We start from the raw sequence: 23,632 nt of genomic DNA on the forward strand, positions 1-23,632 counted from the left end.
CAAGAGCGCTTGGAGTGTGCAGGAAATCAGCCAGCACAATCGGTATAACGGAGCTAAAGAACGGGTCGTTCTTCTGAAAGTATTTTGAAATTTTCTAAATTGATTTCGATGAGATTGTTTTATATAATAATTAGAATAAGTATAGACCAGTCGGGTCATTTTTTTCAACAACCGCAAGACAAAAGGAGGAGCGATGAAGCGTAAAAGTTTTGTATCGATCGTTGCGTTGGCGGGTTTTTCGCCCATGATCTTAGCCGCGCAACCCGTCTTTCCCGATTGGGTGCTTCAGCTTCATGGTGCAGGAAAGGCGTTCTTGGTGGACACCAAGACGGATTCCGTGGTTGCTGCACTGGATACGTGCAAGGGTGGGACGCTGGGCTCGACCACACCCGATGCCAAGAAGGTGTACGTGAGCTGCGCTGGCGAAGGGATGACTGAGGTGGTCGTGATCGATATTGCCGGCAAGCAAGTTGCCAAACGCCTGCAAACGGGCAATCGGCCCAAGCACGGTTTGGTCAGTCCTGATGGCAAATGGGTTGCCGTCAACCATTGGTGGTTAGACGAGGGGAAGTTGCGGCATACCTTCATTTCGACGGCAGATGACCGCATTGTCAAGACGATCGATCTCGACGTGCAGGGTGAAGCGAAAGGGCCAACCTCGATGCACAACGCTTGGAGTCTCGACTCCCGGCTGTTGTTTGCGGTGGATCGGGTGGACGATCGGTTGGTGGTGATTGCCACCGACGATTGGCACGTCCGTACTATCGCTGTACCCAGCAAGCCGCACTATCCGGTGCCAAGCCCAGACGGGAAGGAGTTGTGGCTGGTTCATGAGGGTAACGACACGGTCAAGCCTGGAATCATCGTCTATGATTTGACCAGGCCCGATTTTCCAGAGATTGCGCGAATGGAAATGCCATTGATTGGCGAAGAGGTCGTGGAAGCCCACCATGGGAACTTCACTCAAGATGGGAAATATTTCATGGCGTTGAACCGGGGACCGGGTAAAGACGCCAGAGGCAGAGAAGTCGCCTTTTTCGACGCGAAAACCAAGCAGTTGGTTCACCGCTTGACCACGGCCAGCAACGGCATCGGCCATACCTACAACACGCCAGATGGCAGATATGCTGTTGTCACCAATTACGGCAATAACGTGATCACCGTGATCGATATCACCGAGTTGCGAACGGTCAAGGATTTGCGAATCGGTGCGGGACGCATGGGTCATGTCGCGTTTACACCAGACGGGAAGTGGGCCTATGTCTCCAATGAAGGAGATGGGAATTTGTGGAAAATCGATACGACGAATTGGAAAGTGGTCAAAGAGATCAAAACCGGAGGTCAAAAAGGCGCAGGTCAAGTCTTGAACGTTTGGACCAATGTGTTCGAAGAGTTGCCACGGTGAGCGTAGTTTGGCAGTTTCGCGCGCCGCAGGGGTTACGCGGAGCAGGGCAAGGGGGTCTATTTTGTCGGTGCATCGGGCGCATGCGATGCCACTTTTCGGGCGAGGGGGTTAGGGTTACCTGAAAAAGGCCCGCAAGCGTTCCCAATGCTCCGGATCGTCCACCCAGAGAAGCCCTTGTTGTCGCTCCTCTTCGCTCAGCGGCGTGGGATTCTGTGTCAAGCGCGCGAGCCACGCTTTGTGTGAGGTTACCGCGTGGCGAGGGAGCGCTGCGATCCGTTCCGCGGCGGCGCGGGCGGCGGCAAGCGCGGTACCCGGGGCGACGCTATCAGTGACGACTCCCGCTGCCACCAGCGACGCCGTCGGCAGCAACGCCCCTTCCAACAACATCCGCGCCAAGAGCGCGCGGGGCAGGCGCGGTGCGATCAATTCCATTTCACCCGGATAGACCGCAAAGCCCAGTTTCGCTACCGGCGCGCCGAAACGGGCGTTTTCCGAGGCGACGATCCAGTCACAGAGAAGTGCGATCTCCAACCCGCCGCCAACGCACGCGCCCTCTACCGCCGCGAGCACCGGTTTCGGGCAGTCGCGAATCGCAAGCAGCGCTGGACGAACCGCCCCTTCGTGGTAGGCAGCGGCGCGTGACCGGTTGGCGCGCACGGTCGGGAATTCGCTGAGATCACCGCCGGCGGCGAAATCCCCGTCTGCCCCGGTGATGACAATCGCCCCTACCGCGTCGTCGTTGGCGAGTTCGGCAAAGTGCGCGGCGAGCTGCCGCCACATCGCTTCGTTGATCGCGTTCTTCTTCCCGGGGTGGGTAAGCGTGACGACCGCAACGCCGCACGCGTCACGCTGAAGTATCACGGTGCCGTGCATCGTTACGTACTTGCCTTGTCCGGTAAGTGCGCTGCCGAAGGGCCTGCTGGCTCCGTTCGCGGTGCGGCGTGGATTGCCGCGCGGCCATGGGTGAGGTGTTCGCGCATCAAACGCTCGCTGGCGTCGCTGTCGCCGGCAAAAAGCGCTTGCAAGAGCGCACGGTGTTCCATCAGGCTCTGTTCTAACCGTCCACTGCTAAAAAGCGACCGGTGGCGCGAAAGTTTGATCTTCTGGCGCAGGTCTTCGATCGTCGCGAGCAGCCAGCGATTGTCGGACAGGCGTTGGACTTCGCGATGAAACGCCTGGTTGGCGTCGAAAAAGCCGTCGATGTCCTGCGCCCGAAAGGCCGCTTCGAGCCGCTCATGGAGTTGGTTCAGACGTGCTTTGCCCGCTTCGTCGATGCGTTCGGCGGCGAGCCGCGCCGCGTGGCCTTCCAAGAGGATCAACACCGAGAAGATGTCGTCGAGGTCTTTGTCGGAGATCTGGGTGACGAACGAACCGCGGCGTGGCGAAAGGGTGACCAGTCCCTCTGCGGCCAGCACTTTGAGCGCTTCCCGCACAGGGGTGCGCGAGATGCCCAATTCGGCTGCGATCACTTGTTCGTCGATCCACTGCCCTGGCGCCAATTCATGGCGAAAGATGCGCTGCCGCAATCGATCGGCAACTTCCTGATAAAGGGCTTTGCGGGTGATGGGTAGGGTATCGTTCATGTTCGAGAATCATAGCATGGCTGTACATGTAATTATGAATTATAATTCCCCGTCACGGGCCAAGACCAGGGAGCCACAAAATGGACAAAGAAGACGACAAGCGGCTGGTGCTCGATCTCGACCATGCGCCTGAGTACCCGAAGGTGACCTTCGACGATTGGGCGAAGGCCGCGGCAAAGCAGGCCCCAGAGGGGAATCTGGACAAGCTGGTGTGGCAGACGCCGGAAGGGATCGCAGTGCGACCACTCTACACGCGCGCCGACCTCGACCGTTTGCCGCATGCCGATACGTTGCCCGGTTTCGAACCGTTCATCCGCGGGCCGCAGCCGACGATGTACACGGTGAAGCCGTGGACGATCCGGCAGTACGCGGGGTTTTCCACTGCGGAAGAGTCGAACGCGTTCTACAAAAAAGCGCTTGCCGCTGGGGGGCAAGGGATTTCGGTTGCGTTCGACCTGCCTACCCACCGCGGTTACGACTCGGATAATCCGCGCGTCGTGGGGGACGTGGGGAAAGCCGGCGTGGCGATCGATTCGGTCGAGGATATGAAGATCCTATTCGACGGCATCCCGCTCGACAAGGTGTCGGTTTCGATGACGATGAACGGCGCGGTGCTGCCGATCCTTGCCGGGTACATCGTTGCGGCCGAAGAGCAGGGGGTGCGACAGGATCAGCTCTCGGGGACGATCCAAAACGACATCCTCAAAGAGTTCATGGTGCGCAACACCTACATCTATCCGCCTGAGCCGTCGATGCGGATCGTCGCGGACATCATCGCTTATACCGCCGAGCACATGCCGAAGTTTAATTCGATTTCGATCTCGGGGTACCACATCCAGGAGGCAGGGGCGGATCAGGCAACGGAGCTCGCCTTCACCCTTGCCGACGGGATGGAGTACGTGCGTGCAGCGGTGTCGCGCGGGCTTGACATCGACAAATTCGCCGGACGGCTGTCGTTCTTCTTCGCGATCGGAATGAACTTCTACCTGGAGATCGCGAAGCTGCGTGCCGCGCGCTACCTCTGGTGGCGGATCATGAAGCGTTTCGGCGCGAAGCATCCGCGGTCGATGATGTTGCGCACCCACTGTCAGACGTCGGGTTGGTCGCTCACCGCGCAGGATCCCTACAACAACATCATTCGCACCACCATCGAGGCGATGGCGGCAGTCTTTGGCGGCACGCAGTCGTTGCATACCAACGCCCTTGATGAGGCGATCGCGCTGCCCACGGAGTTTTCCGCACGGATTGCGCGCAACACGCAGATCATCTTGCAGGAGGAGACGCACATCACCAACGTGATCGATCCGTGGGGCGGCTCCTACTTCATGGAGTCGCTCACGCAAGAGATGATCGACAAAGCGTGGGCGCTCATCCAGGAGATCGAGGCGATGGGCGGGATGACCGAAGCGGTGGCGTCTGGCTGGGCGAAGATGAAAGTAGAGGAGTGCGCCGCGGCGAAGCAGGCGCGGATCGACGCCGGGCTCGATACCATCGTCGGTGTGAACAAATACCGCTTGGAAAAAGAGGACCATCCGGTCGAAGTGCTCGAAATCGACAACCGCGCGGTGCGGGAGAAGCAGATCGCCCGCTTGCAGCAGTTGCGCGCCACACGCGACAACGCGCGGGTGCAGGCGGCGTTGGCGGCGCTCACCGAATGTGCGCGAACGGGCGAAGGGAACCTCTTGGCGCTCGCGGTTGAAGCGGTTCGCGCGCGGGCGACGGTGGGAGAGGTTTCGGATGCGCTCGAGGCGGTGTGGGGGCGGTATCATGCCAACCCACAAGCGGTTTCGGGAGTCTACAGTCAAGTGGCGGAGCAGATGCCGGAGTGGCAGGCGTTGCAGCGGGAGATCGAAGCGTTCGTTGCCGAAGAGGGGCGGCGGCCGCGCGTGATGATCGCCAAGCTGGGGCAAGACGGCCACGACCGCGGCGCCAAAGTGGTGGCGTCTGCGTTTGCCGACCTGGGGTTCGACATCGACATCGGCCCGATGTTCCAAACCCCGGAAGAGGCGGCGCGTCACGCGGTGGAGAACGATGTCCACGCAATCGGGGTCAGTACCTTGGCAGCGGGCCACAAAACGCTCGTGCCGGCGCTCATCGAAGCGCTCAAGGCGCTGGGTGCCGACGATATCGTCGTCTTCGTGGGCGGCGTGATTCCGGAGCCCGATTACCCCTTCCTCTATGAGGCCGGGGCGAAAGCGATCTTTGGCCCAGGTACGCCCATTCCGGAAGCGGCAAAGCGGGTGCTCGCGGAAATTCGCGCAGCGCGTGCGTTGGACCGCAGCCGCGACGCGTGATCGGCATGATGCTTTCGGAAACGGCAGCAGTGGCGGCGCAGCCCGTCTCAGTTGCGCAAGCGCTTCGCTCCGATGCCGACCAGCGGCTCTACGACGGTGTGCTGCGTGGGGAATTGCGCGCGCTGGCGAAAACGATCACGTTGATCGAATCGCAGCGCCCGGACCATCGGGCACGCGCGGAGCAGCTCATTCAGGTCTTGCTCCCGCACGCGGGCCATGCCGTGCGGTTGGGCATTTCGGGCGTCCCGGGGGTGGGGAAGTCGACCTTCATCGAAGCGCTGGGTTTGCACCTCATCGAGGCTGGGCATCGCGTAGCGGTGCTGGCGGTTGACCCCAGCTCCAGCGTTTCGGGTGGGTCGATCTTGGGCGACAAAACCCGGATGGAGCGGTTGAGCCAAGACCCGCGGGCGTTCATCCGCCCGAGTCCCGCCGGGCAGTCGCTGGGGGGGGTCGCGGAACGCACCCGTGAAGCGATCCTGGTGGTCGAAGCGGCCGGCTACGACGTGGTGATCGTCGAAACCGTCGGCGTCGGTCAGAGCGAGACCGCCGTTGCCAACATGACCGACGTCTTTGCGCTCCTGCAATTGCCCAATGCGGGCGACGAATTGCAGGGGATCAAGAAGGGGATCATGGAGCTCGCCGACGTGATCGCCGTGAACAAGGCCGACGTCGATGCGAAAGCGGCAGCGCGCGCGAAAAGCCAGCTCGAAGTGGCGCTGCACCTGATGCGCCCCACTTACCCCGATTGGCGGGTACCCGTGTTGCTCACGTCGGCACGCACCGGAGAAGGGGTAGCGGAATTTTGGGACACCGTGATGCGGTTGTGGCAAATGCTCGCCGACGACGGGCGGTTAGCGGCAAAACGGCAGCGGCAAGCGCAGGCCTGGTTGTGGGAGGCGATCGACGCCGAACTCAAACGGTGGTTTCGGGCGCATCCCAACGTGCGCGCAGCGCTCCCCGACGTGGAAGGGTCGGTGGCCGCGGGCAGGAGCGCGCCGATTTGGGCGGCGCGCCAATTGTTGGCGGCAGCCGGTATCGATCGAATGAGACAACACAAGGAGTGACGCTTCATGCAAGCGATTCTGGAACAACTGGAAGCGAAGCGCCAACAGGCGCTTCTGGGTGGTGGCGAAAAACGGATCGCCGCGCAACATAAGAAAGGCAAATTGACCGCGCGCGAGCGCCTTACGCTGCTGCTCGATCCTGGCAGCTTCGAAGAGTGGGATATGTTCAAAGAGCACCGGTGCACCGATTTCGGCATGGATGCCGAACATGTCCCAGGCGACGGCGTGGTCACCGGTTACGGCACGATCCACGGGCGGCTCGTGTTTGTCTTCAGCCAAGATTTCACCGTGTACGGCGGTTCGCTTTCGGAGGCGCACGCCGAAAAGATCTGCAAAATCATGGATCAGGCGATGAAAGTGGGCGCGCCGGTGATCGGCCTCAACGATTCGGGCGGGGCGCGCATTCAGGAGGGGGTCGCCTCGTTGGGCGGCTATGCCGAGGTCTTCCAGCGCAACGTGCTTGCGTCTGGCGTCATCCCGCAGATTTCCCTCATCATGGGGCCCTGTGCGGGAGGGGCGGTCTATAGCCCGGCGATGACCGATTTCATCTTCATGGTCAAGGATACTTCCTATATGTTCGTTACCGGCCCTGACGTCGTCAAGACGGTGACCCATGAAGAGGTAACCGCAGAAGAGCTCGGTGGCGCGGTGACCCACACCACCAAATCGGGCGTTGCCGACGCGGCGTTCGAAAACGACATCGAAGCGCTGTTGCAACTGCGCCGCTTTTTCGATTTCCTTCCGCTCAACAACCGCGAAAAAGCGCCGGTACGGACAACGCAGGACGATCCGGAACGGCGCGACGATTCGCTCGACACCTTGGTGCCGGAAAACCCCAACCAGCCCTACGACATGAAAGAGCTCATCGTCAAGGTGGTCGACGAGGGGGACTTCTTCGAGCTGCAGCCCGATTATGCGAAAAACATCATCATCGGCTTTGGCCGCATCAATGGGCAGACGGTTGGCGTAGTGGCGAATCAGCCGATGGTGCTCGCGGGGTGCCTCGACATCAAGAGTTCGATCAAGGCGGCGCGGTTTGTCCGTTTCTGCGACGCATTCCATATTCCGATCGTCACCTTCGTCGACGTACCCGGGTTCCTGCCCGGGACCGCGCAGGAGTATGGCGGCATCATCAAGCACGGCGCGAAACTTCTTTTCGCCTATGCCGAAGCGACGGTGCCCAAGGTGACCGTGATCACCCGCAAAGCCTACGGTGGGGCGTACGACGTGATGGCGTCGAAGCACCTGAGAGGCGACGTGAACCTGGCTTGGCCCACTGCGGAGATCGCGGTGATGGGGCCGAAAGGGGCGGTGGAGATCATCTTCCGTTCCGAGAAAAACGATCCGGAACGGATCGCGGCGCGCGAAGCGGAATACAAAGCGAAATTCGCCAATCCGTTCGTTGCGGCGCACCGCGGCTTCATCGACGACGTGATCATGCCACACGCCACGCGCGCCCGCATCAGCCGGGCGCTGGCGATGCTCGAGACCAAAGTGCTCGAAAACCCGTGGCGCAAACACAACACGATGCCGCTCTAACCGAATTCGGGGGAAGACGATGTTTCGCAAAATCCTCATTGCCAACCGTGGCGAGATCGCTTGCCGCGTGATCAAAACCGCCCGCAAGATGGGCATCCAGACCGTCGCGGTCTATTCCGAAGCCGACGCGCGCGCCCTGCATGTGGAAATGGCCGACGAAGCGGTCTGCATCGGACCCGCACCCGCACGAGATTCCTACCTGCGTGCGGAAAAGATTCTCGAAGCGTGCCGCCAAACCGGTGCTGAAGCGGTGCATCCGGGGTATGGGTTTCTCTCGGAAAACGAAGCCTTTGCCGAAATGCTGGAAGCCAACGGCATCGTCTTCATCGGGCCGAAACCGGCGGCGATTGCCGCGATGGGGGACAAGATCGCGTCGAAAAAACTGGCGCAACAGGCCGGTGTCAATACCATTCCGGGCTATACCGACCCGGTGGAATCGGCAGACGCGGCGGTTGCGATCGCGCGCGAGATCGGCTACCCGGTGATGATCAAGGCCTCAGCCGGTGGCGGTGGCAAAGGGCTGCGGGTGGCCAGGAACGACGACGAATGCCGCGAAGGGTTCGAATCGTGCCGCAACGAAGCGCGCAACGCGTTTGGCGACGACCGCGTCTTCATCGAAAAGTTCGTCGAAGAGCCGCGCCACATCGAAATCCAGGTGCTGGGCGATGCGCACGGGAACATCGTCTATCTCTTCGAACGCGAATGCTCGATCCAGCGCCGCCACCAGAAGGTGGTCGAAGAGGCCCCAAGCCCCTTCGTCACCCCGGAGATGCGCCGGGCGATGGGCGAACAGGCAGTGGCGCTCGCTCGCGCCGTCGGGTACCAGTCGGCGGGTACCGTCGAATTCGTGGTCGGCAAGGATCGCTCGTTCTACTTCTTGGAGATGAACACCCGGTTGCAGGTGGAGCACCCGGTCACCGAAATGATCACCGGGCTCGACCTCGTCGAACAGATGATCCGGGTTGCGGCGGGCGAACCGCTCTCGATTCGGCAAGAGGATTTGGCGATTCGCGGCTGGGCGATCGAGTGCCGGATCAACGCCGAAGACCCCTTCCGCGGCTTTCTCCCCTCTACCGGCCGGCTGGTGACGTTCCAGCCACCGGAAGAGGTGCCCGGCGCGGTTCGCGTCGACACCGGCGTCTATGAGGGGGGCGAGATCTCGATGCACTACGACTCGATGATCGCCAAGCTCATCACCCACGGCGCGACACGGGACGAAGCGATCGCCCGGATGCAAGAGGCCCTCGATGGTTTCGTGATCCGCGGCATTGCGTCCAACATTCCGTTTCAGGCAGCGCTCATGCAGCACCCTCGTTTTCGCGCCGGGCGGCTCACCACCGCGTTCATTGCGGAGGAGTTCCCGGACGGCTTCTCTGCCGACGCAGTCCCGCACGAAGACCCGCTGCTCCTCAAGCTCATCTGTGCGGCGCTCACCTACCGCGAAGAAGCGCGCGCCGGTGAGATGCGGCCCGGGCGTCCGGCTGGTGCGTGGTACGAGGTCGCGGCAAACCAAAACGCTGCGGCGCGCGGTACCCTCCGCCCGTATGCTGCGCCACGCCAATATGTGGTGTTCGACGAACGCGACGAAGCGCGTCGCGCCGAAACGGTGAAGGCGGGTGAGGATCCCCGCGCGTTGACTTTTGGAACGTCGGCCGAGGTCGAAGCGCTCACGCCCAACCGCTACGCGGTCCGTTCCGGCGAACGCAGCGTCGAGATCGACTTCGACCCGAATTGGCGTTTCGGCTCGATTCGCCTGACCGTCACCGTCGCGGACGAAAAGCTGGTGCTTCAGGTCGAGCGGGAGGGGGTCTGGTACCGGGTGCACCACCGCGGCAGCCAATTGCGCGCGCTGGTCCTGCCGGCGCACGCCGCACCGCTCTACGCCCACATGCCGGTGAAAGAGGCTCCCGACCTGAGCAAATACCTCCTTTCTCCGATGCCGGGGCTGCTGCGCGAAGTGGCCGTTGCGGTCGGGCAGGCGGTGAAGGCGGGCGAACGGCTCGTGGTGATCGAAGCGATGAAAATGGAGAACATCCTGCGCGCCGAACGCGACGGGATCGTCAAAGCGATCCATGCCGAACCGGGCGCGAGCCTCGCGGTCGATGAGATCATTCTCGAGTTCGAATGATCCGCTGCGCGATCGCTGCGGGTGGCAGAACCTCGTCGACGCCGCCCAACGCGATCGCCGCTTTGGGCATGCCGAAAACGACGCAACTTGCTTCGTCTTGAACGATCGTGTGGGCTCCGGCGTCGTGCATCGCTTTGAGCCCAGCGGCGCCGTCGTTGCCCATTCCGGTGAGGAGAATGCCAAGCGCACGGCGGCCAGCGATTTGTGCGGCGGAATGAAAGAGTACATCGATCGAGGGCTTGTGGTAATTGACGGGCGGACCATCGATCACTTCGACACAGTAGGCATTACCGCGCGGTGCTAGGCGCAGATGGTGGCCGCCGGGGGCGATGAGCACCAGTCCCGGGCGAAGCACGGTGCGGTGGCTTGCCTCAACGACGTCGAGCGCAGACAGCATATCGAGCCGTTGTGCGAAGGGATGGGTAAAGCCCGCTGGCATGTGTTGGACGATCACGATGGCGGGAACGGTACGCGGTAGCTTCGCCAAGATCGTCTCCACTACCGCGGTTCCCCCTGTCGAAGAACCGACCACGATGACCTGAGGGGCGCGCCCCATTGGTTCGTCCTCAGCTTACTCCGGCAGCGTCGGATAAGCCGGTAGGTGCCAGCCCCTCACGATCCCCATCGCGCGCAACGAAAACGCGACCGCCGCACCGATCATGAGCGCCACTTCGTGCGCCAACCACCCTTCGGTGAGCACGAACGCCGCAGCACCGGCGGCGGCTGCAGTGGCGTAGATTTCGCGGTGCAGAATCATCGGGATCTCATTGCACAGGATGTCGCGGATGAGGCCACCGAAGCTCGCGGTCATCACGCCCATGATCACCGCGATGAAACCGTTTGCGTTGGCGGCAAGCGCTGCTTGCGCGCCGATGAGACAGAAGACCGAAAGCCCCACCGCGTCGAACCAATCGAGCGCACGATTCGCGGTGAGCCAGCGCGAAAAACGGGGAGCGAACCAACCCAGCGCATAGAGGAAGAGCGCCGTGCCCGCGGTGAGTGCCACATAATGCCACGCCGCCAACCAAAAAACGGGACGGTCGAGCAAGAGATCGCGGAGCGTTCCGCCGCCGATGCCGGTAACGGTAGCGGCAAGCATCAGGCCAACGGGGTCCAGCCGTTTTTGCGCCGCGACGATCGCGCCGGAGAGGGCGAACACCACGACGCCGAAGTAGTCGAGCCAGAGAAGTAGGGAAGAGATTGCCATTGTCCCGTCCAATCGTCACGTCGCGGTTGGGTAACCATTTTGCTTCTCTTGGGAGCACTCCAGTTTTTTGAGCTTTTCCCAGAGTGTTTTGCGGGTGATGCCCAGCGCCGCGGCGGTGCGCGTGATATGACCTTGGTTTTGCTCCAGTGCGCGCAGCAGGTAGTCGCGTTCGCACGCCATCAGGTATTCCGCTAGTGACGCGGAGATCGTCGCGCCAACTTCTGCAGACTCTGGCGCGTTGCCTGCGTTGTCGAAGAACGCATCGATCGTGAGCGTCGGCCCCAGCGCCAAGATGCACGCGCGCTCGACCGCGTGTTTGAGCTCGCGAATGTTACCCGGCCAGGAGTAGGCAAGGAGCGCTGCTTCGGCGCGTGGGTCGATGCGTTTGCGTACGTCGGGGTGTTGCTGGTTGAATTCGGCGATGAAGCGGCGCAAGAACCAGCGAATATCCTCTGGGCGTTCGCGCAGTGGTGGAATCCGTAGGTGGATCACATGGATGCGGTAGTAGAGGTCTTCGCGGAAGGTGCCCGCTTCCACCATCGCTTTGAGGTCGCGGTGGGTGGCGCACACAAGCCGGAAGCGGCTGGTCAACGGCTTTTCGCCGCCCAAACGCGTGAAACGGTGGTCTTGGAGCACGCGCAGCAGTTTTGCTTGCATCGCAAGCGGCATTTCGCCGATCTCATCGAGAAAGAGCGTACCGCCATCCGCTCGCTCGAAAAGCCCTTTTTTGGTCCGCGTTGCCCCGGTGAAGGCCCCTTTTTCGTAGCCGAAGAGTTCTGCTTCGATGAGCGATTCGGGAATCGCGGCGCAATTCACGGCAACGAACGCCCCTTCACTGCCCACGGCGTGGTGGTGGAAGCGGCGGGCGACGTACTCTTTTCCGCATCCCGATTCTCCTGTGATGAGTAACGCTTCCGCGTGGCGTGCAAGCCGTGGCAATTGTTCGGCAATGCGTTGCATCGCAGGGGAAATTCCCAGCGTGTCATCGGTTTGCTCATGCACAATCCCGTAGGATTCCGCCAGTTCGCGCACGCGATGCAAAAGTGCCTCAACCTCGAAGGGCTTGGTGAGGTAGTCGGCGGCCCCTGCTTTGATCAGTTCCACCGCACGGTCGATGGTGCCGTAGGCGGTGAGAAAAAGGAAAGGGGGGAGGTCGCTGCGTTCGGCAGCGAGGGCGAGGAAGAGATCGCCGCCCTCGATATCGGGGAGGCGGATGTCGCATACGGCGACGCAAAAGCGGTGCGCGCGCAACGCGTCGCGTGCCTCTTTGCCACTTTTGTACCAGGAGACATCGAAACCTTCAAGGGAAAGGAGATGGGTGAGCGACTCCCCCATGATCGGATCGTCTTCGATCAGAGCCAGGCGGGGCTTTTGATCAATCTGGCAGGGCATAGGGTATCTCCACGAGGAAGCAGGTGCGGCCAGAATGGCTTTCTACCGAGAGACCGCCGTTGAGCTGTTTGACCAGTTGGTAGACGACCCACAGTCCGAGACCATGCCCTTCTTTGCGCTGAGTGGCAAAAGGCTCAAAGAGGTAGGCCATTTGATTTTCCGGGATTGGATCCCCGTCGTTGCAAACGGAAAGCAGTAAGTGGCGACTCTCGGTGCATTGGACTGCAACGGCAATGATTCCGTTTGGAGGAGATGCGGCGATGGCATTCAGGATCAGGTTGAGCAGAATCTGGCGGATCGGCGTGGCAGGCAGCGGCAGCGGTGCGGTGAGGTTGCTGTCGATTTGCAGCGTAACGTGGCGGGCGTGTGCTTCCCCCTCCACGAGCAGGTATATGTCCTCGAGATCGGCCGGTTCGAGTGAACGGTCCTGCAGTTTGGTCTCGACCAGGAGCGCAGCAACGGTATTGCGGATCTGGGTAAGGCCACGTTCCAGCAGTGAGACGGTCTGGGCAGCAATCGGGTCGTGTTCGCCATGCTTTTGCCACGTTTTCACCGCGGTGAGCATTCCACCCAGCGGATTGTTGATTTCGTGGGCGATTCCTGCGGTAAGACGACCGATTGCGGCGAGCCGCTCCGAAACCACCATCTGCTCTTCCAATTCCTGTTTCAGCTTGAGTTCCGCGATCATGCGGCGGAAAGCCGCGCTCAGCTGGCCGATTTCGTCCCCACTTTCCGGCAGAGCCGCCTGTTCCGCTTCCGTGAGGCGATCGGGAACGTGGCGCATCGCGGAAGCGAGCGCAAGCAGCGGTTCCGCGGTGCGGCGGGCCCAGATCCAGGAGACGGGTAAAATGAAGAGCATCGCCAAGCAGGTGATCCAGAACGCGCGCAAGACGAGTTCACGGTAGTGCGGCAGGATCGCGGTGGTTGCGTAACCAAGCACGACGTGCCCCAACGCTTCGCCGTCGGTGAGGAGTGGGGAAATGACGAACAACGTATTCGATTCCGGAACGGTGATCGATTGCTGCTGAGCGTTTCCTTCCCATTTAACCTGTTTGGCCATTTGACCGACGTCACCACGGAGTTCATCGACCAGTGCGCCCAGTGGATAGCGGCGGGGTTCGTTCGCGACGAAGATGCGCCGCTCTTTGTCGATCACGAGAAGCAGTGGGCTTGCGGCGTTGCTCATCGCCGGAATCTCTTCGGTACGAACCGAACGCAGAATTTCGAACGCGCGCCAGACATCATCGTGCAATACCGGCGAGATCAGGGTATTGGCCAGAAGGCTGCCCAGGCTGCGAGCGTTCCTTTCCAGGTTCGCGCGCATCTCTTCGTAGTCTTTGACAAGCAACGCGGTGGTGATCAGAAACGCCGTTCCGAGTACGGCGAACATCACCCGCAGTGGGATCTTCCACCGCAAAGAGAGGTTGGTCAGCGGCTTCATGTTCGGGGAAGGTTGAGGTAGGCGGCCATCCACGCGATCGAATCGTAGAGCGTGTCGTCGGCTGTGGTAAACCCATCCAAACGGAGGAGTCGCAAGAGTTGCGCCCCGTTCGCATCGTCTGCCATGTTCAGCAACGCTGTGCGAAAGCGTGTTTCCAGCGCTTCGGGGATATTTTTGTTGGCCACGAAAGGGGGAAAACCAAACGGCGGAGAGCGTTCGATGATTTGCGTTCCCTGAACGAGCTGAGGGTAAATTTCTGCGAGCGTTTCCCAGACGTAACCGTCGACCGCGCCGCCTGCGGCAAGCCCGGTACCCACCGCTTCGATCACTTTGCGATGCGCCCAGGTGAAGAAGGTGCGCGCAAAAAATTTTGCGGGATTTTCGCCACTTTGCGCGATCGAGTATTGCGGGTAGAGAAAGCCGGAATTGGAGTCGGGATCGCTGTAGGCGAAAACCTTTCTACGAAGGTCGGTCAGACGGCGCAGTTGCGGTTGCGAGCGATCAACGATCAAATACGAATGATAGGTGGGTTCGCCTCGCCAGAGTGGTACCGCAACGAGCCGCAGCTCATCACGATAGCGCACGTAGGGGTAACCACAAAGCCAGGCGAAATCGATCTTGCTGGTACGGAGGAGTTCGATCACTTCGCGGTAGCTGCCGCGCTGCACGAACTGGACGCGCTGGCCCAGTTTTCGTTCTAGCCATTCCCGCCAATGGGTGAGAAAACCGATCTGGTCGTCGAGAAAAACAGGGGTGAGTCCGATGCGCAGCGGCGCATCCACGGAGCTGTGACCGGGCAACGGGAACGACAAACCGACCGCTTGCGCAAAGAGCGCTTTGAGGGCGGTGCGTCGGGAAAATGGGGCGGCAGCCATATCGGGATTGATTGCAGGATCATTTTTCATGATAGCGCAAAACACAGGGGATCGGAAGCGTTTGGGGATGGTTTCGAAAGCGTGACGGCAACACGGGTCGAGTGGTTACCTGGACGTAACGCCCTGCGATCTTATCACAATCGCCCGTACGATTAATGTGTTGTTTTTCAATATAAATTAGGAATCGGGTAACGATTTCTCATCTTTGGTCCGGAAATTGCTTTGTTTTAGCTAGCCGGCTCGACAGGGGGGGCACTCCCGACTGAACGGCGACGAAAATGGCTTTTTCTCGACTTCGAGGAGGTGTGGTAGATGAGTGAAGAACTGCGGGTCTCGTCTATCGAGACAAGAGGGGTGCCTGGTAAGCGGCGCTACGCGATGGTGATCGACACTCGCCGTTGCATCGGGTGCATGGCCTGTCAGGTGGCTTGTAAAGCCGAGTACGACACGCCGCTGGGCGTCAACCGAACCTGGGTGCCCTACAAAGTTACGGGCAAATATCCTAACGTGAAAAAACACTTCTTGCCGCGGTTGTGCAACCATTGCGACGATCCGCCCTGCGTGCGCAACTGTCCGGTCGAGGCGACCTTCAAGGTCGACGATGGTGGGTTCGTGCTCCAACGGTACGAACGGTGCATCGGTTGCCGGAGCTGTATGGCAGCATGTCCCTACAACGCGCGTTTCATGTTGCCCTCGCACCGTACCTACACGCCGATCACCAACGTGGTGGACAAGTGCACCTTCTGCTTCCATCGTGTCACGCAGAACCTGGTTCCTGCGTGTGTCCAGACCTGCGTGGGGCGCGCACGGGTCTTCGGCGACCTCAACGATCCCAACAGCGAGGTCTCCTACCTGGTTGCGCACAACCCAACCCAGGTCTTGCGTCCCGAGCAGGGGACCAAACCCCACGTCTTCTATATCGGTGCCGACCGGAACCACACCGAGTACGGGCGCGATGTCTATCGCCGGATCGAGGTGATGGAATCGGAGCGCGCGGCGTGGAAGAAACATTTCGACCTCTGAGAAGGAGCAGATCATGGGTGAATATCTCGTCTTTCATGACGTCGCCTGGCATGCGACGTACGCAATCTATTTCTTTGTGATCGGTATCGTCGCCGGTCTTTCGTTTCTCTCCTATGCGTCGTGGCATCTTCCTGCGTTGCGACCGTTGCGCGAAAAGAGTGCTTATGTTTCGTTCGCGCTGCTGGTAGTGGGCGGTCTGTTATTGATCGCCGATCTCTCCCAGCCGATGCGTTTCCTCAATATGCTCAACCCTGCCTATCTCAACTTTTCTTCTCCGTTGGCGTGGGGGGCGCTCAATCTCGTCGCGTACGGAATCGCTTCCGTTCTCTACCTCCTGATGATGTTGTGGAAGAAGGATGAGAAGAACGGCAAGATGTTGGCGTTGGTCACCGCGCTCTTGGCACTGGGGCTGCCGATCTATACCGGCTTCGACCTCACGGTCCATCAACACCGCCCGGTATGGAACACACCCGTGATTCCACTGTTGTTCGTCGCGCTCGCATTCTCGACGGGTTCGGCAGTCGGTGCCCTCATGAGCGCAAACAACGCTGAGGCGCAACAAGTTCTGCGCCAGTTCATGCTCTGGTCGGCTGGCGCTGTCGTCGTCATCCTCATTGCGATCATGGGGACCACCAGCTACGGCGGTTCGGCTGAGGAGCTCACCTTCATGCTCATGACGTCGGGCACGATGGGGTTGCTGTTCGTGGGTGTGGGTTTCCTGGCGGGAAGCTTAGCACCCGTGGTGATGCTCTTTGCGCCAACCGGCAAAAGCATCAGCGTGATCCTGGTTTCTGCGTTGCTGATCTTGCTGGGGAGTGCTGCGGTGCGTTACGTGATCCTGATGGCTCCGCAGCAAGTGCAGACCCTTTTCTGATTGGTTTTTGAGGAGAGATAGAGATGGATATGCCAAAAGTCACGCGTCGAACCTTTCTGAAGGTGAGCGCTGCGGCGGGTGGTGCTGCCGCAGCAGCGCCGCGGCTACTGCAGGCGATGGAAAACGAGCTGGGAGGGCGCGATTACAGTCCGGTCACCATGGCCCAGCGTCAAGCGATTCCCTATACTTGCCACGTCTGCAACATCCAGGACGGCGCGATCGCTTTTGTCGAAAACGGCCGTATCGTCAAACTGGAAGGCAACCCCGAGCACGTCTCGACCCGTGGCCGCCTCTGCGCCAAAGGCAACGCTGGGATGTGGTATACCTACAACCCGGATCGTGTCCTCTATCCGTTGAAACGCGTCGGTGCGCGCGGCGAAGGGAAATGGAAACGCATCACCTGGGAAGAGGCGCTGACCGAAGTCGCGCAGCGGCTCGACGCTGCGCTCAAAGAGGATCCGAACACGATCATGCTCAAATGGGGGCGTGACCGCACGGGTGGTGCGCTCATCCGTTTCATGCATACGCTCGGTTCCGACAACACGATGAACCACACTTCGGTGTGCGAGTCGTCGAAAAAGGTCGGCATGGAGCCGACGTGGGGGCCGGACATCGAGACGCCGGATTTTTCTAAGACCAAGTATGTGCTGAACTTCGGTTCCAACGTGCTAGAGGCCGCATACTTTCACAACCCGCTTTCACAGCGTGTTACAGAGGGGCGCATCGACAACCATATGAAGATCGTCACGTTCGACGTACGGTTGTCCAATACGGCCGGCTATTCGGACGAGTGGATTCCTGTCTTCCCCGGTACCGATGGCGCGGTGGCGCTGGCGATCGGCCACGTGATCCTGCGCGACGATCTGCAGGACTCGGAATTCATCAATACCTGGACCAACGTTACCGTCGAGGAGCTGAAGGAGCACTACAAGTCCTTCACGCCGGAGTGGGCGGAGAAAATTTCGGGCGTTCCTGCAGCGACCATCGAACGGCTCGCGCATGAGTTTGCGACGACGAAACCAGCTACCGTCTTCACCTACCGCGGGCCAGCGAAGCACCTTTATGGCTCTTACAACGAAAAGGCCTGCATGATGTTGCCGATCCTGACCGGCAACGTCGAGAAGGCGGGAGGTTACTGCCTGCCGCGTGGCATGGGGTGGCCGCAACCCAACCCGAAGCCGCCCAAGCCCGCGAAGCACGCCTATGCGAACCACCACTACCATCCGCTCTTTCCGCTGGCGAGCCACGGCGTCTCCCATCTGACTCCGTTCGATATCTTCGAGGGGCGAACCAAGGTGAATGTCTATTTCACCTATATGGACAACCCGGTCTACACCAACCCGGGGGCGCAAGCGGTTTGGGGGCGACTCTTCAAGGACGAAAAGTTGATCCCGTTTTTCGTCTCGATCAGCACCGTGATCGGGGAAGAGACGGCGTATGCCGACATCATCCTTCCCGATTGTATGTTCCTCGAGCGCTGGGAACCGGAATCGATGCCCAATTCGTTGTGGCCGTGGTTGGGGATCCGGCAGCCGATCATCGCGCCGCTTGGCGAGACGCGCGAGACGCGCGTCATCCTGCGTGACATCATCCACAAGCTCGACCCGGATGGTTCACGCGGAATGAAGCAGTACTGGAACTTCAAGGATGGCGAAGACTACATGCGCCAGCACTTCGACAATATCCCTGGCCTCAAGGATGTGGGCGGTCTCGATTTTCTCAAGAAGAAGGGGGTCTGGCCGATCTACGGCAAGCTCGATCCCCGTACCGGCAAAGTCGTTGATAAGACCGGACGCGAGATCAAGGCGGAATATGAGCTCTACAAGAAAGAGCTCTCCGACAGCGATATGATGGGCGCGACGATCGAACCCAATGGGCTGATCGTCAAGAATGGCAAAGCGATCGGGATCCGTCGCAATGGGAAGAACTATGTCGGGTTCCCCACACCGAATCGGTTGCTCAATGTTCGCGTCGATGAGTGGGCGAAATACGGTTTCAATCCGATGCCCACGTTCAAGCGCATCCCCTGGCATGAGACGATGAAGGACGATGAGCTGGTGCTCACGACCTATAAGTTCAACGTCCATGTCCAGTCGCGCACCGCTTCGGTGAAGTGGCTCGCCGAAATCGTCCATAACAACCCAATGTGGATCAATCCGGAAACCGCGAAAAAAATCGGCGTCAAGACCGGCGATCTGGTGCGGGTCGAATCGAAAGTGGGGTATCTCGTGACCAAAGCGTATGTCACCGAGGGGATCCATCCCAAAGCGGTGGCGATCGCAACCGGTTGCGGCCACTGGGAGTATGGTCGGCTGGCCACCCTCAAGCTCAACGAGAAGCCGCAGTTCGGTGGCACCGAGGATCCGGACTTGAAAAACGTTTGGTGGGATGACAAAGGGGTCCATCCCAACATCATCATTCCGGCGATTGCCGATCCGATCGGCGGTTCGCAGGCTTGGTACGACACGGTGGTGCGTGTGACCAAGGCGGGGCCGAACGACAAATACGGCGACGTTTTCGGCGATTTCCAGAAGCACCTCGAAGCGTACCGCGAGGGGTTGCGCTTCACCTACAAAGGTGACCTTCACCGCAAGATGCATCCGGAGATGGCCCATTGGCCCGGTCCTGAGCAAAGTCAAGACCAAGGGCACCACAGCTGACGCAGTACGGTAACGGCATCCCCTTCGCCCGGTTTTCACGGGGCGAAGGGGTTCCTTGTGCGAGAAAATTTTTGCCTAGGAGTGCATATGCTCAGCGAAGTGTTATTGCGTAACGATCGTGAAACGGCGGAGATTACGCAACCTGCGGTGGTTCCTCAGGCATCCCCCGAGGAGCAGGCAGCCGAATGCCGTGCGCGCGCCGCGATTTACCGTCTATTGGCTGCCGTTTTCGTCGAGGAGGTCACTCCCGATCTCTTACAGGCGATCCGATCGGAGGCGCTTCTTGCCCAATTGGCCGAAGTGGGTATCCGCTTCGACGACGATTTCACCGCGACGCCGGATGCGGCGCTCCTTGAGGCGTTGGCGGCGGAGTACACCGCACTTTTTGCGTGCACCGGCGGGTTCCCCCCGGTTGAATCGGTGCGGCTTTACGGGCTCTTTCAGCAAGAGCCTGCGTTTCAGGTGGCTGAGACCTACCGACAACACGGTTTTGTATTGAAGAAAGGGAAGTTCGCCACTTTTCCCGATCAGCTTGGCGTGGAGTTGTCGTTCGTTGCGGAACTGCTCGAACGCGCAGCCGATGCGCTCGAAAACGGCGACGTTGCAACCCAGCGCAAACTGGAGAAGACGATCAAACGTTTTTGGGCGCAACATCTTGGCCTCTGGGTGCGCGGTTACGGGCGATTGGTGCAGCGTGCCGCGGTCCACTCCTTCTATCGCGAAATGGGGCGTTTCCTTACTGGTTTCGCGGAAGAGGAGATCGCGGCGATGGGACTCAAGGTCGAGGACCGCGATCAGGGTAAACTGGAGGTGGAGAAGATCCCGGGGAAGGTTGAATTCAACCCCGACGAGCCCGTCTGCAACGCCTGCGTCGGTGGTGTGGCTGCCGCTAAGGGGCAGGGGGCAACCGTGTCCGTACTGCACGATCTTCGTTGATCTGCTGGTAGAGGAGGAACGATGAAATTGCTCGATCTTTCGCCGACCCATTTCGCCCCTCCCGATCGTCAGGTGCTCTCCAACCTCGACTGGTCGGAAGCTGCGGCGATGTGGGACAGCAATCAACTGGGAGCGCTCCACGATTGGCTCAACGAGCGCTGGTCCCGTTTGATCCAAAACAGTCCAGCAGGAATGCGGGATCCCGAAGCGGAATTTCTCCAAGGATTGGCTTTCGCCGTGCTTGCGCTTTTCTTCACTCAGAATCGCAATCAAGAGGGAGCGCTTCTGATGATCGACGATGCGTTGATGACGTTGGCGCGCTACCGCCCCCGTTTCCTTGGCGTGCATATCGAGCCGATCCTGGCTGCGCTGCAGGAACTCCGACCGTTGCTCGTCGGATTGGCACCCGATGATGAATGTCCCCTTTACCCTTTCGTTTATCCAAAATTCGAATATTCGGTATAAACTATGGAAGGAAGGGAACCGACACCAACCATCATGATGCAGGAAGCGCCGTTCGCTGAGCAGGTATTACCCATTGCATTGAGGAGATTGGTCCGTTTCACGGTAGATAGCGGCGAAACGGTAGGGGAGGAAGCTCTCCTCTTCGATGCGCCGGGTATCGAGGAGGTTGCCAGCGCATGTGCCGCGATCGTCCTGACACGTGAGGGGGAAGCACGCGCCAAGACGTTGTTGGCTGCTGGTGCTCGCTACCTGTTTCTCGGTGAGGCGGCGTTGCGGGACAGTGAATGCGTGGCGCGCCTAGCCGAAGCGTACCCGGGTCGAATCGGCATTTTCGCGCCCGTGCGCCGCCAACGGGTCACTTGGACGCTGGAGACCGAGTCGAACGCCGACTTTCGCACCTTGACCCCGTCGATCGCGGCGCCGACCTGGGAAATTTTGTTGGCCGACGGCAGGGAGAGCGGCGTCGTGTTGCCTTGGTGGCTTCAGGCGATGCGCGAACGGGGCGCTTCCCAGTTCCTCGTCCAGGCCGATCTTCGCGACGACAGCGACCTCAATATTTTGGCCGAACTGGTCGAAATGGTCGGCGAACGGCTCTGGATCGCGCCGTTGGGTCCGAACCACCTCCCTTACGTCGAGTGGGTCAAGTATGGCCAATGTTGCCAGTTGGCTCTTCCTGACGACGATTATCGCCGCAAAGAGGAACTGTTTGCCGAGTTTCTCTCTCCACCATCGGATGACGCGACATGAAAACGACGACGATTGCTGCCTTCTTTCTTCTGCTCTGGGGTATGGGCTCAGCGCAGGCTGGGGTGACGCCGATGAAAACGGCGCAGCTGGTCCATGCATTGGAAGAGGGCAAACCGTGCTGCGTCATCGACGGCCGTCCGGAGCAGAGCCAGCGAACGAAACCGTTGGAGAACGCGTTGCCTTACCGCGATGGGCTGGTTATCGAGCCCAGCGGGATGGTCGTCGTCGTCGCCGACAGCGATGAGGCGGCGATGCGGATTGCGTCACGCCTGGATGAGTCCTATCCGGGGCAGAACATCGTGGTGGTTCTTGGCGGAGCCGACGCGTGGGAGGCAGCCCAGGTGGAGCTGAGTCGGCGTGCTGCGGCTCCTCCGCGTGGATTGAGTTTCATTATCCCGAAAAACACCTGCGAATCGGGTTCAAGTATCCAGAAACTGACGACGAACGGGAAGTAACGGCGATACGACGATGGCCTTCGCTTACCCTGAGTTTCGTCCGTCGCGCTGCACCCGTTACCGTTTTCGCTACAGTGAATGTCAGCGCTGCCTCGACCATTGTCCTTACGACGCGATCACGCTCACCGACGAGGGTGCGCGCCTCGACGAAAGCCGTTGCCGCAACTGCGGGCTCTGTATCACGGCGTGCCATACGGGCGCCTGGACATCCGAGATCTTCAAGCCGATCGATCTTCTGCGCCAGGCGATTCGCCAACCTGAAATGAAAATCGCGTGCGCGCCTTCGGGTTTGGCGGCAGATGCCGTCGTTCCTTGCCTTGGGGTGCTCAGCCCCGGTTTTTTCGCCTATCTCAGTAAGCGCCGGATTCCAGTGACGGTGCTGGGTGCTGCGCACTGTCCGGAATGCGCGCACGCACCCAAGGGCGCTGAAGCGCTTGCCGATCATCTCGCTGCCGCTGAGCAGTTGCGGTTGGCAGCCGAGGAACCGGATAAGCCGTGGTTGCCTGTGACCGTCGTGACCGAAACACCGCAGGAAAAAGGTGCGGAACAGGTGGCGCTGGAGCGAAGGCAGTTCTTCCGACGTTTGGTGGGACGAGGGGTCGATACGTTTGCTGCGCCGCCAGCGCCGGCGGATCGTCCCGTCGTGCCGGACAAGGCGATTCGGGCAGGCGCTTATGCGATGACCGAGGAGCGGGAACTGCTGCAGATCGTTTGTGATCGGCAAGACGGCGAAGCGGTTGAACTTTCTTGGCACGAGTCGCTGCCGTTGCTGCGGCTCTCTCTGCAACCGGGGTGCACCAACTGTGAAGCCTGTTTTCGTGTCTGTCCCACCGGTGCGATCAAAATCGAGGAAAATCCTGGCGAATGGGGGTTGATCTTCCAATTCGACCGCTGTGTCGGGTGTCTGGTCTGTCTCGAGGTCTGTCAACCCAGGGTTCTCACCGCTGACGCGCATTTCGACGCACGGCCTGAACAGCCCGCACGGGTTCTGCACGCGTTGCGCAAACAGCGCTGTTCCCGTTGTGAGCGCTTTTTCGTCGCGCCGGAACCAAGGGAGCAGTGCCCGATCTGTGAAGATGACGACGACGCGTTTGCGCAAATCTTCGGGTAGAAAGGAGTAGTGATGGAATGGGAATTTACCCCAGAGGATGTGGTCAAGGGCGTTGTGGATTACGGGTTGGCGGAGTTTCGCCGTGACCTTGCCGAGGAGGTGCAGCTCAACATGGGCGCAGAGGATCCTTTGCGGCTGCGTCGCGTTTTCGATCTCGTCTACGATCTCTGCTATGCGCTTGCCACGAGCAAGGATCTCGAAGCCCATCTTGCCGCGTACGCGTACGATCCGCCAACGGTGCAGTTCCTTCGCGAACTTCAACCCGCGATGGTGGAGAATGCGACGATGCTCGGGGCGATCCTGCAGCGGTCGATCATGGACCATGTTGCCGCAGGCCAACCGCTCGAGCGGGCGATCGCCGAGGTAGACCAATGGCACCGTGCCTTCGTCGCGGAAAATTCCCCGCCGTTCTCTTGAAGAGCGCCTTGGCTTT

Annotated in this window: 21 protein-coding genes; 14 read left to right on the forward strand and 7 right to left on the reverse strand. The window is 60.2% G+C overall.

The genetic code is table 11. From position 1 onward, the window contains the following. Positions 1 to 193 precede the first annotated feature (193 nt). A complete protein-coding gene (locus HPTL_RS01220; RefSeq protein WP_119334344.1) occupies positions 194 to 1,405 on the forward strand; it encodes a beta-propeller fold lactonase family protein in 1,212 nt (403 codons plus the stop codon). 114 nt (positions 1,406 to 1,519) lie between these two features. Here the strand turns inward: HPTL_RS01220 and HPTL_RS01225 are convergent, their stop codons facing one another. Together HPTL_RS01225 and HPTL_RS01230 are read right to left on the reverse strand one after the other, a co-directional pair. Beyond that, complete coding sequence (locus HPTL_RS01225) at positions 1,520 to 2,278, reverse strand: enoyl-CoA hydratase/isomerase family protein (protein WP_119334345.1); 759 nt, start codon at positions 2,276 to 2,278, stop codon at positions 1,520 to 1,522. Positions 2,279 to 2,280: 2 nt separating this feature from the next. After that, entirely contained in the window at positions 2,281 to 2,988 is a 708-nt protein-coding gene (locus HPTL_RS01230) for a GntR family transcriptional regulator (RefSeq protein ID WP_119334346.1), read from the reverse strand. Positions 2,989 to 3,068: 80 nt separating this feature from the next. Here HPTL_RS01230 and scpA point away from each other — a divergent pair, with 80 nt between their 5' ends. The 4 genes from scpA to accC are packed head-to-tail and all read left to right on the forward strand — an operon-like array spanning position 3,069 to position 10,013. Continuing rightward, positions 3,069 to 5,282, forward strand: a complete 2,214-nt coding sequence (scpA, locus tag HPTL_RS01235) for a methylmalonyl-CoA mutase (RefSeq protein WP_119334347.1) — start codon at positions 3,069 to 3,071, stop codon at positions 5,280 to 5,282. Between the two features lie 5 nt (positions 5,283 to 5,287). Next, positions 5,288 to 6,346 (forward strand): methylmalonyl Co-A mutase-associated GTPase MeaB, encoded by a 1,059-nt coding sequence (meaB, locus tag HPTL_RS01240; RefSeq protein WP_231999996.1) that lies wholly within the window; start codon positions 5,288 to 5,290, stop codon positions 6,344 to 6,346. A 6-nt stretch (positions 6,347 to 6,352) separates the two neighbouring features. Continuing rightward, positions 6,353 to 7,885, forward strand: coding sequence for an acyl-CoA carboxylase subunit beta (locus tag HPTL_RS01245; protein ID WP_119334348.1), 1,533 nt, complete (start codon positions 6,353 to 6,355; stop codon positions 7,883 to 7,885). A gap of 19 nt (positions 7,886 to 7,904) precedes the next feature. Further along, complete coding sequence (accC, locus tag HPTL_RS01250) at positions 7,905 to 10,013, forward strand: acetyl-CoA carboxylase biotin carboxylase subunit (protein WP_197713729.1); 2,109 nt, start codon at positions 7,905 to 7,907, stop codon at positions 10,011 to 10,013. Here the strand turns inward: accC and HPTL_RS01260 are convergent. From HPTL_RS01260 to HPTL_RS01280, 5 genes are read right to left on the reverse strand one after another with little or no spacing between them, the layout of a single operon-like run. Beyond that, positions 9,994 to 10,569 (reverse strand): CheB methylesterase domain-containing protein, encoded by a 576-nt coding sequence (locus HPTL_RS01260; RefSeq protein WP_119334349.1) that lies wholly within the window; start codon positions 10,567 to 10,569, stop codon positions 9,994 to 9,996. The two genes, accC and HPTL_RS01260, sit on opposite strands and share 20 nt — an antisense overlap. A gap of 15 nt (positions 10,570 to 10,584) precedes the next feature. Next, positions 10,585 to 11,220, reverse strand: a complete 636-nt coding sequence (locus tag HPTL_RS01265; RefSeq protein WP_119334350.1) for a trimeric intracellular cation channel family protein — start codon at positions 11,218 to 11,220, stop codon at positions 10,585 to 10,587. 15 nt (positions 11,221 to 11,235) lie between these two features. After that, complete coding sequence (locus tag HPTL_RS01270; RefSeq protein WP_119334351.1) at positions 11,236 to 12,612, reverse strand: sigma-54-dependent transcriptional regulator; 1,377 nt, start codon at positions 12,610 to 12,612, stop codon at positions 11,236 to 11,238. Beyond that, entirely contained in the window at positions 12,596 to 14,053 is a 1,458-nt protein-coding gene (locus HPTL_RS01275) for a sensor histidine kinase (RefSeq protein ID WP_119334352.1), read from the reverse strand. The genes HPTL_RS01270 and HPTL_RS01275 overlap by 17 nt, the downstream gene beginning before the upstream one ends. Next, on the reverse strand, positions 14,050 to 14,958 hold the full coding sequence (locus HPTL_RS01280; protein ID WP_197713730.1) for a substrate-binding domain-containing protein: 909 nt from the start codon (positions 14,956 to 14,958) through the stop codon (positions 14,050 to 14,052). The genes HPTL_RS01275 and HPTL_RS01280 overlap by 4 nt, the downstream gene beginning before the upstream one ends. A gap of 282 nt (positions 14,959 to 15,240) precedes the next feature. Between HPTL_RS01280 and dsrO the strand changes: the two genes are divergently transcribed. The 9 genes from dsrO (at position 15,241) to HPTL_RS01325 (ending at position 23,616) form a co-directional block, all read left to right on the forward strand. Further along, positions 15,241 to 15,951 carry a sulfate reduction electron transfer complex DsrMKJOP subunit DsrO gene (gene dsrO, locus HPTL_RS01285; RefSeq protein ID WP_119334353.1) on the forward strand — a complete coding sequence of 237 codons (711 nt, stop codon included), beginning with the start codon at positions 15,241 to 15,243 and terminating at the stop codon, positions 15,949 to 15,951. Positions 15,952 to 15,964: 13 nt separating this feature from the next. After that, positions 15,965 to 16,825, forward strand: a complete 861-nt coding sequence (gene nrfD, locus HPTL_RS01290) for an NrfD/PsrC family molybdoenzyme membrane anchor subunit (RefSeq protein ID WP_119334354.1) — start codon at positions 15,965 to 15,967, stop codon at positions 16,823 to 16,825. Between the two features lie 23 nt (positions 16,826 to 16,848). Further along, positions 16,849 to 19,485: a molybdopterin-dependent oxidoreductase gene (locus tag HPTL_RS01295; RefSeq protein ID WP_119334355.1), complete on the forward strand. Its 2,637-nt coding sequence runs from the start codon at positions 16,849 to 16,851 to the stop codon at positions 19,483 to 19,485. An 87-nt stretch (positions 19,486 to 19,572) separates the two neighbouring features. Beyond that, positions 19,573 to 20,421, forward strand: coding sequence for a TorD/DmsD family molecular chaperone (locus HPTL_RS01300; protein WP_119334356.1), 849 nt, complete (start codon positions 19,573 to 19,575; stop codon positions 20,419 to 20,421). A 21-nt stretch (positions 20,422 to 20,442) separates the two neighbouring features. Beyond that, positions 20,443 to 20,886: a DUF309 domain-containing protein gene (locus HPTL_RS01305; protein ID WP_119334357.1), complete on the forward strand. Its 444-nt coding sequence runs from the start codon at positions 20,443 to 20,445 to the stop codon at positions 20,884 to 20,886. A 33-nt stretch (positions 20,887 to 20,919) separates the two neighbouring features. Beyond that, positions 20,920 to 21,633, forward strand: coding sequence for a hypothetical protein (locus HPTL_RS01310; protein ID WP_119334358.1), 714 nt, complete (start codon positions 20,920 to 20,922; stop codon positions 21,631 to 21,633). After that, complete coding sequence (locus HPTL_RS01315; RefSeq protein WP_119334359.1) at positions 21,630 to 22,088, forward strand: hypothetical protein; 459 nt, start codon at positions 21,630 to 21,632, stop codon at positions 22,086 to 22,088. The genes HPTL_RS01310 and HPTL_RS01315 overlap by 4 nt, the downstream gene beginning before the upstream one ends. Before the next feature lie 13 nt (positions 22,089 to 22,101). Next, a complete protein-coding gene (locus HPTL_RS01320) occupies positions 22,102 to 23,199 on the forward strand; it encodes an NADH-quinone oxidoreductase subunit I (RefSeq protein ID WP_119334360.1) in 1,098 nt (365 codons plus the stop codon). A 12-nt stretch (positions 23,200 to 23,211) separates the two neighbouring features. Beyond that, positions 23,212 to 23,616 (forward strand): hypothetical protein, encoded by a 405-nt coding sequence (locus HPTL_RS01325; protein ID WP_119334361.1) that lies wholly within the window; start codon positions 23,212 to 23,214, stop codon positions 23,614 to 23,616. Positions 23,617 to 23,632 lie beyond the last annotated feature (16 nt).

The organism is Hydrogenophilus thermoluteolus (assembly GCF_003574215.1).
Classification (GTDB): Bacteria; Pseudomonadota; Gammaproteobacteria; order Burkholderiales; family Rhodocyclaceae; genus Hydrogenophilus; species Hydrogenophilus thermoluteolus.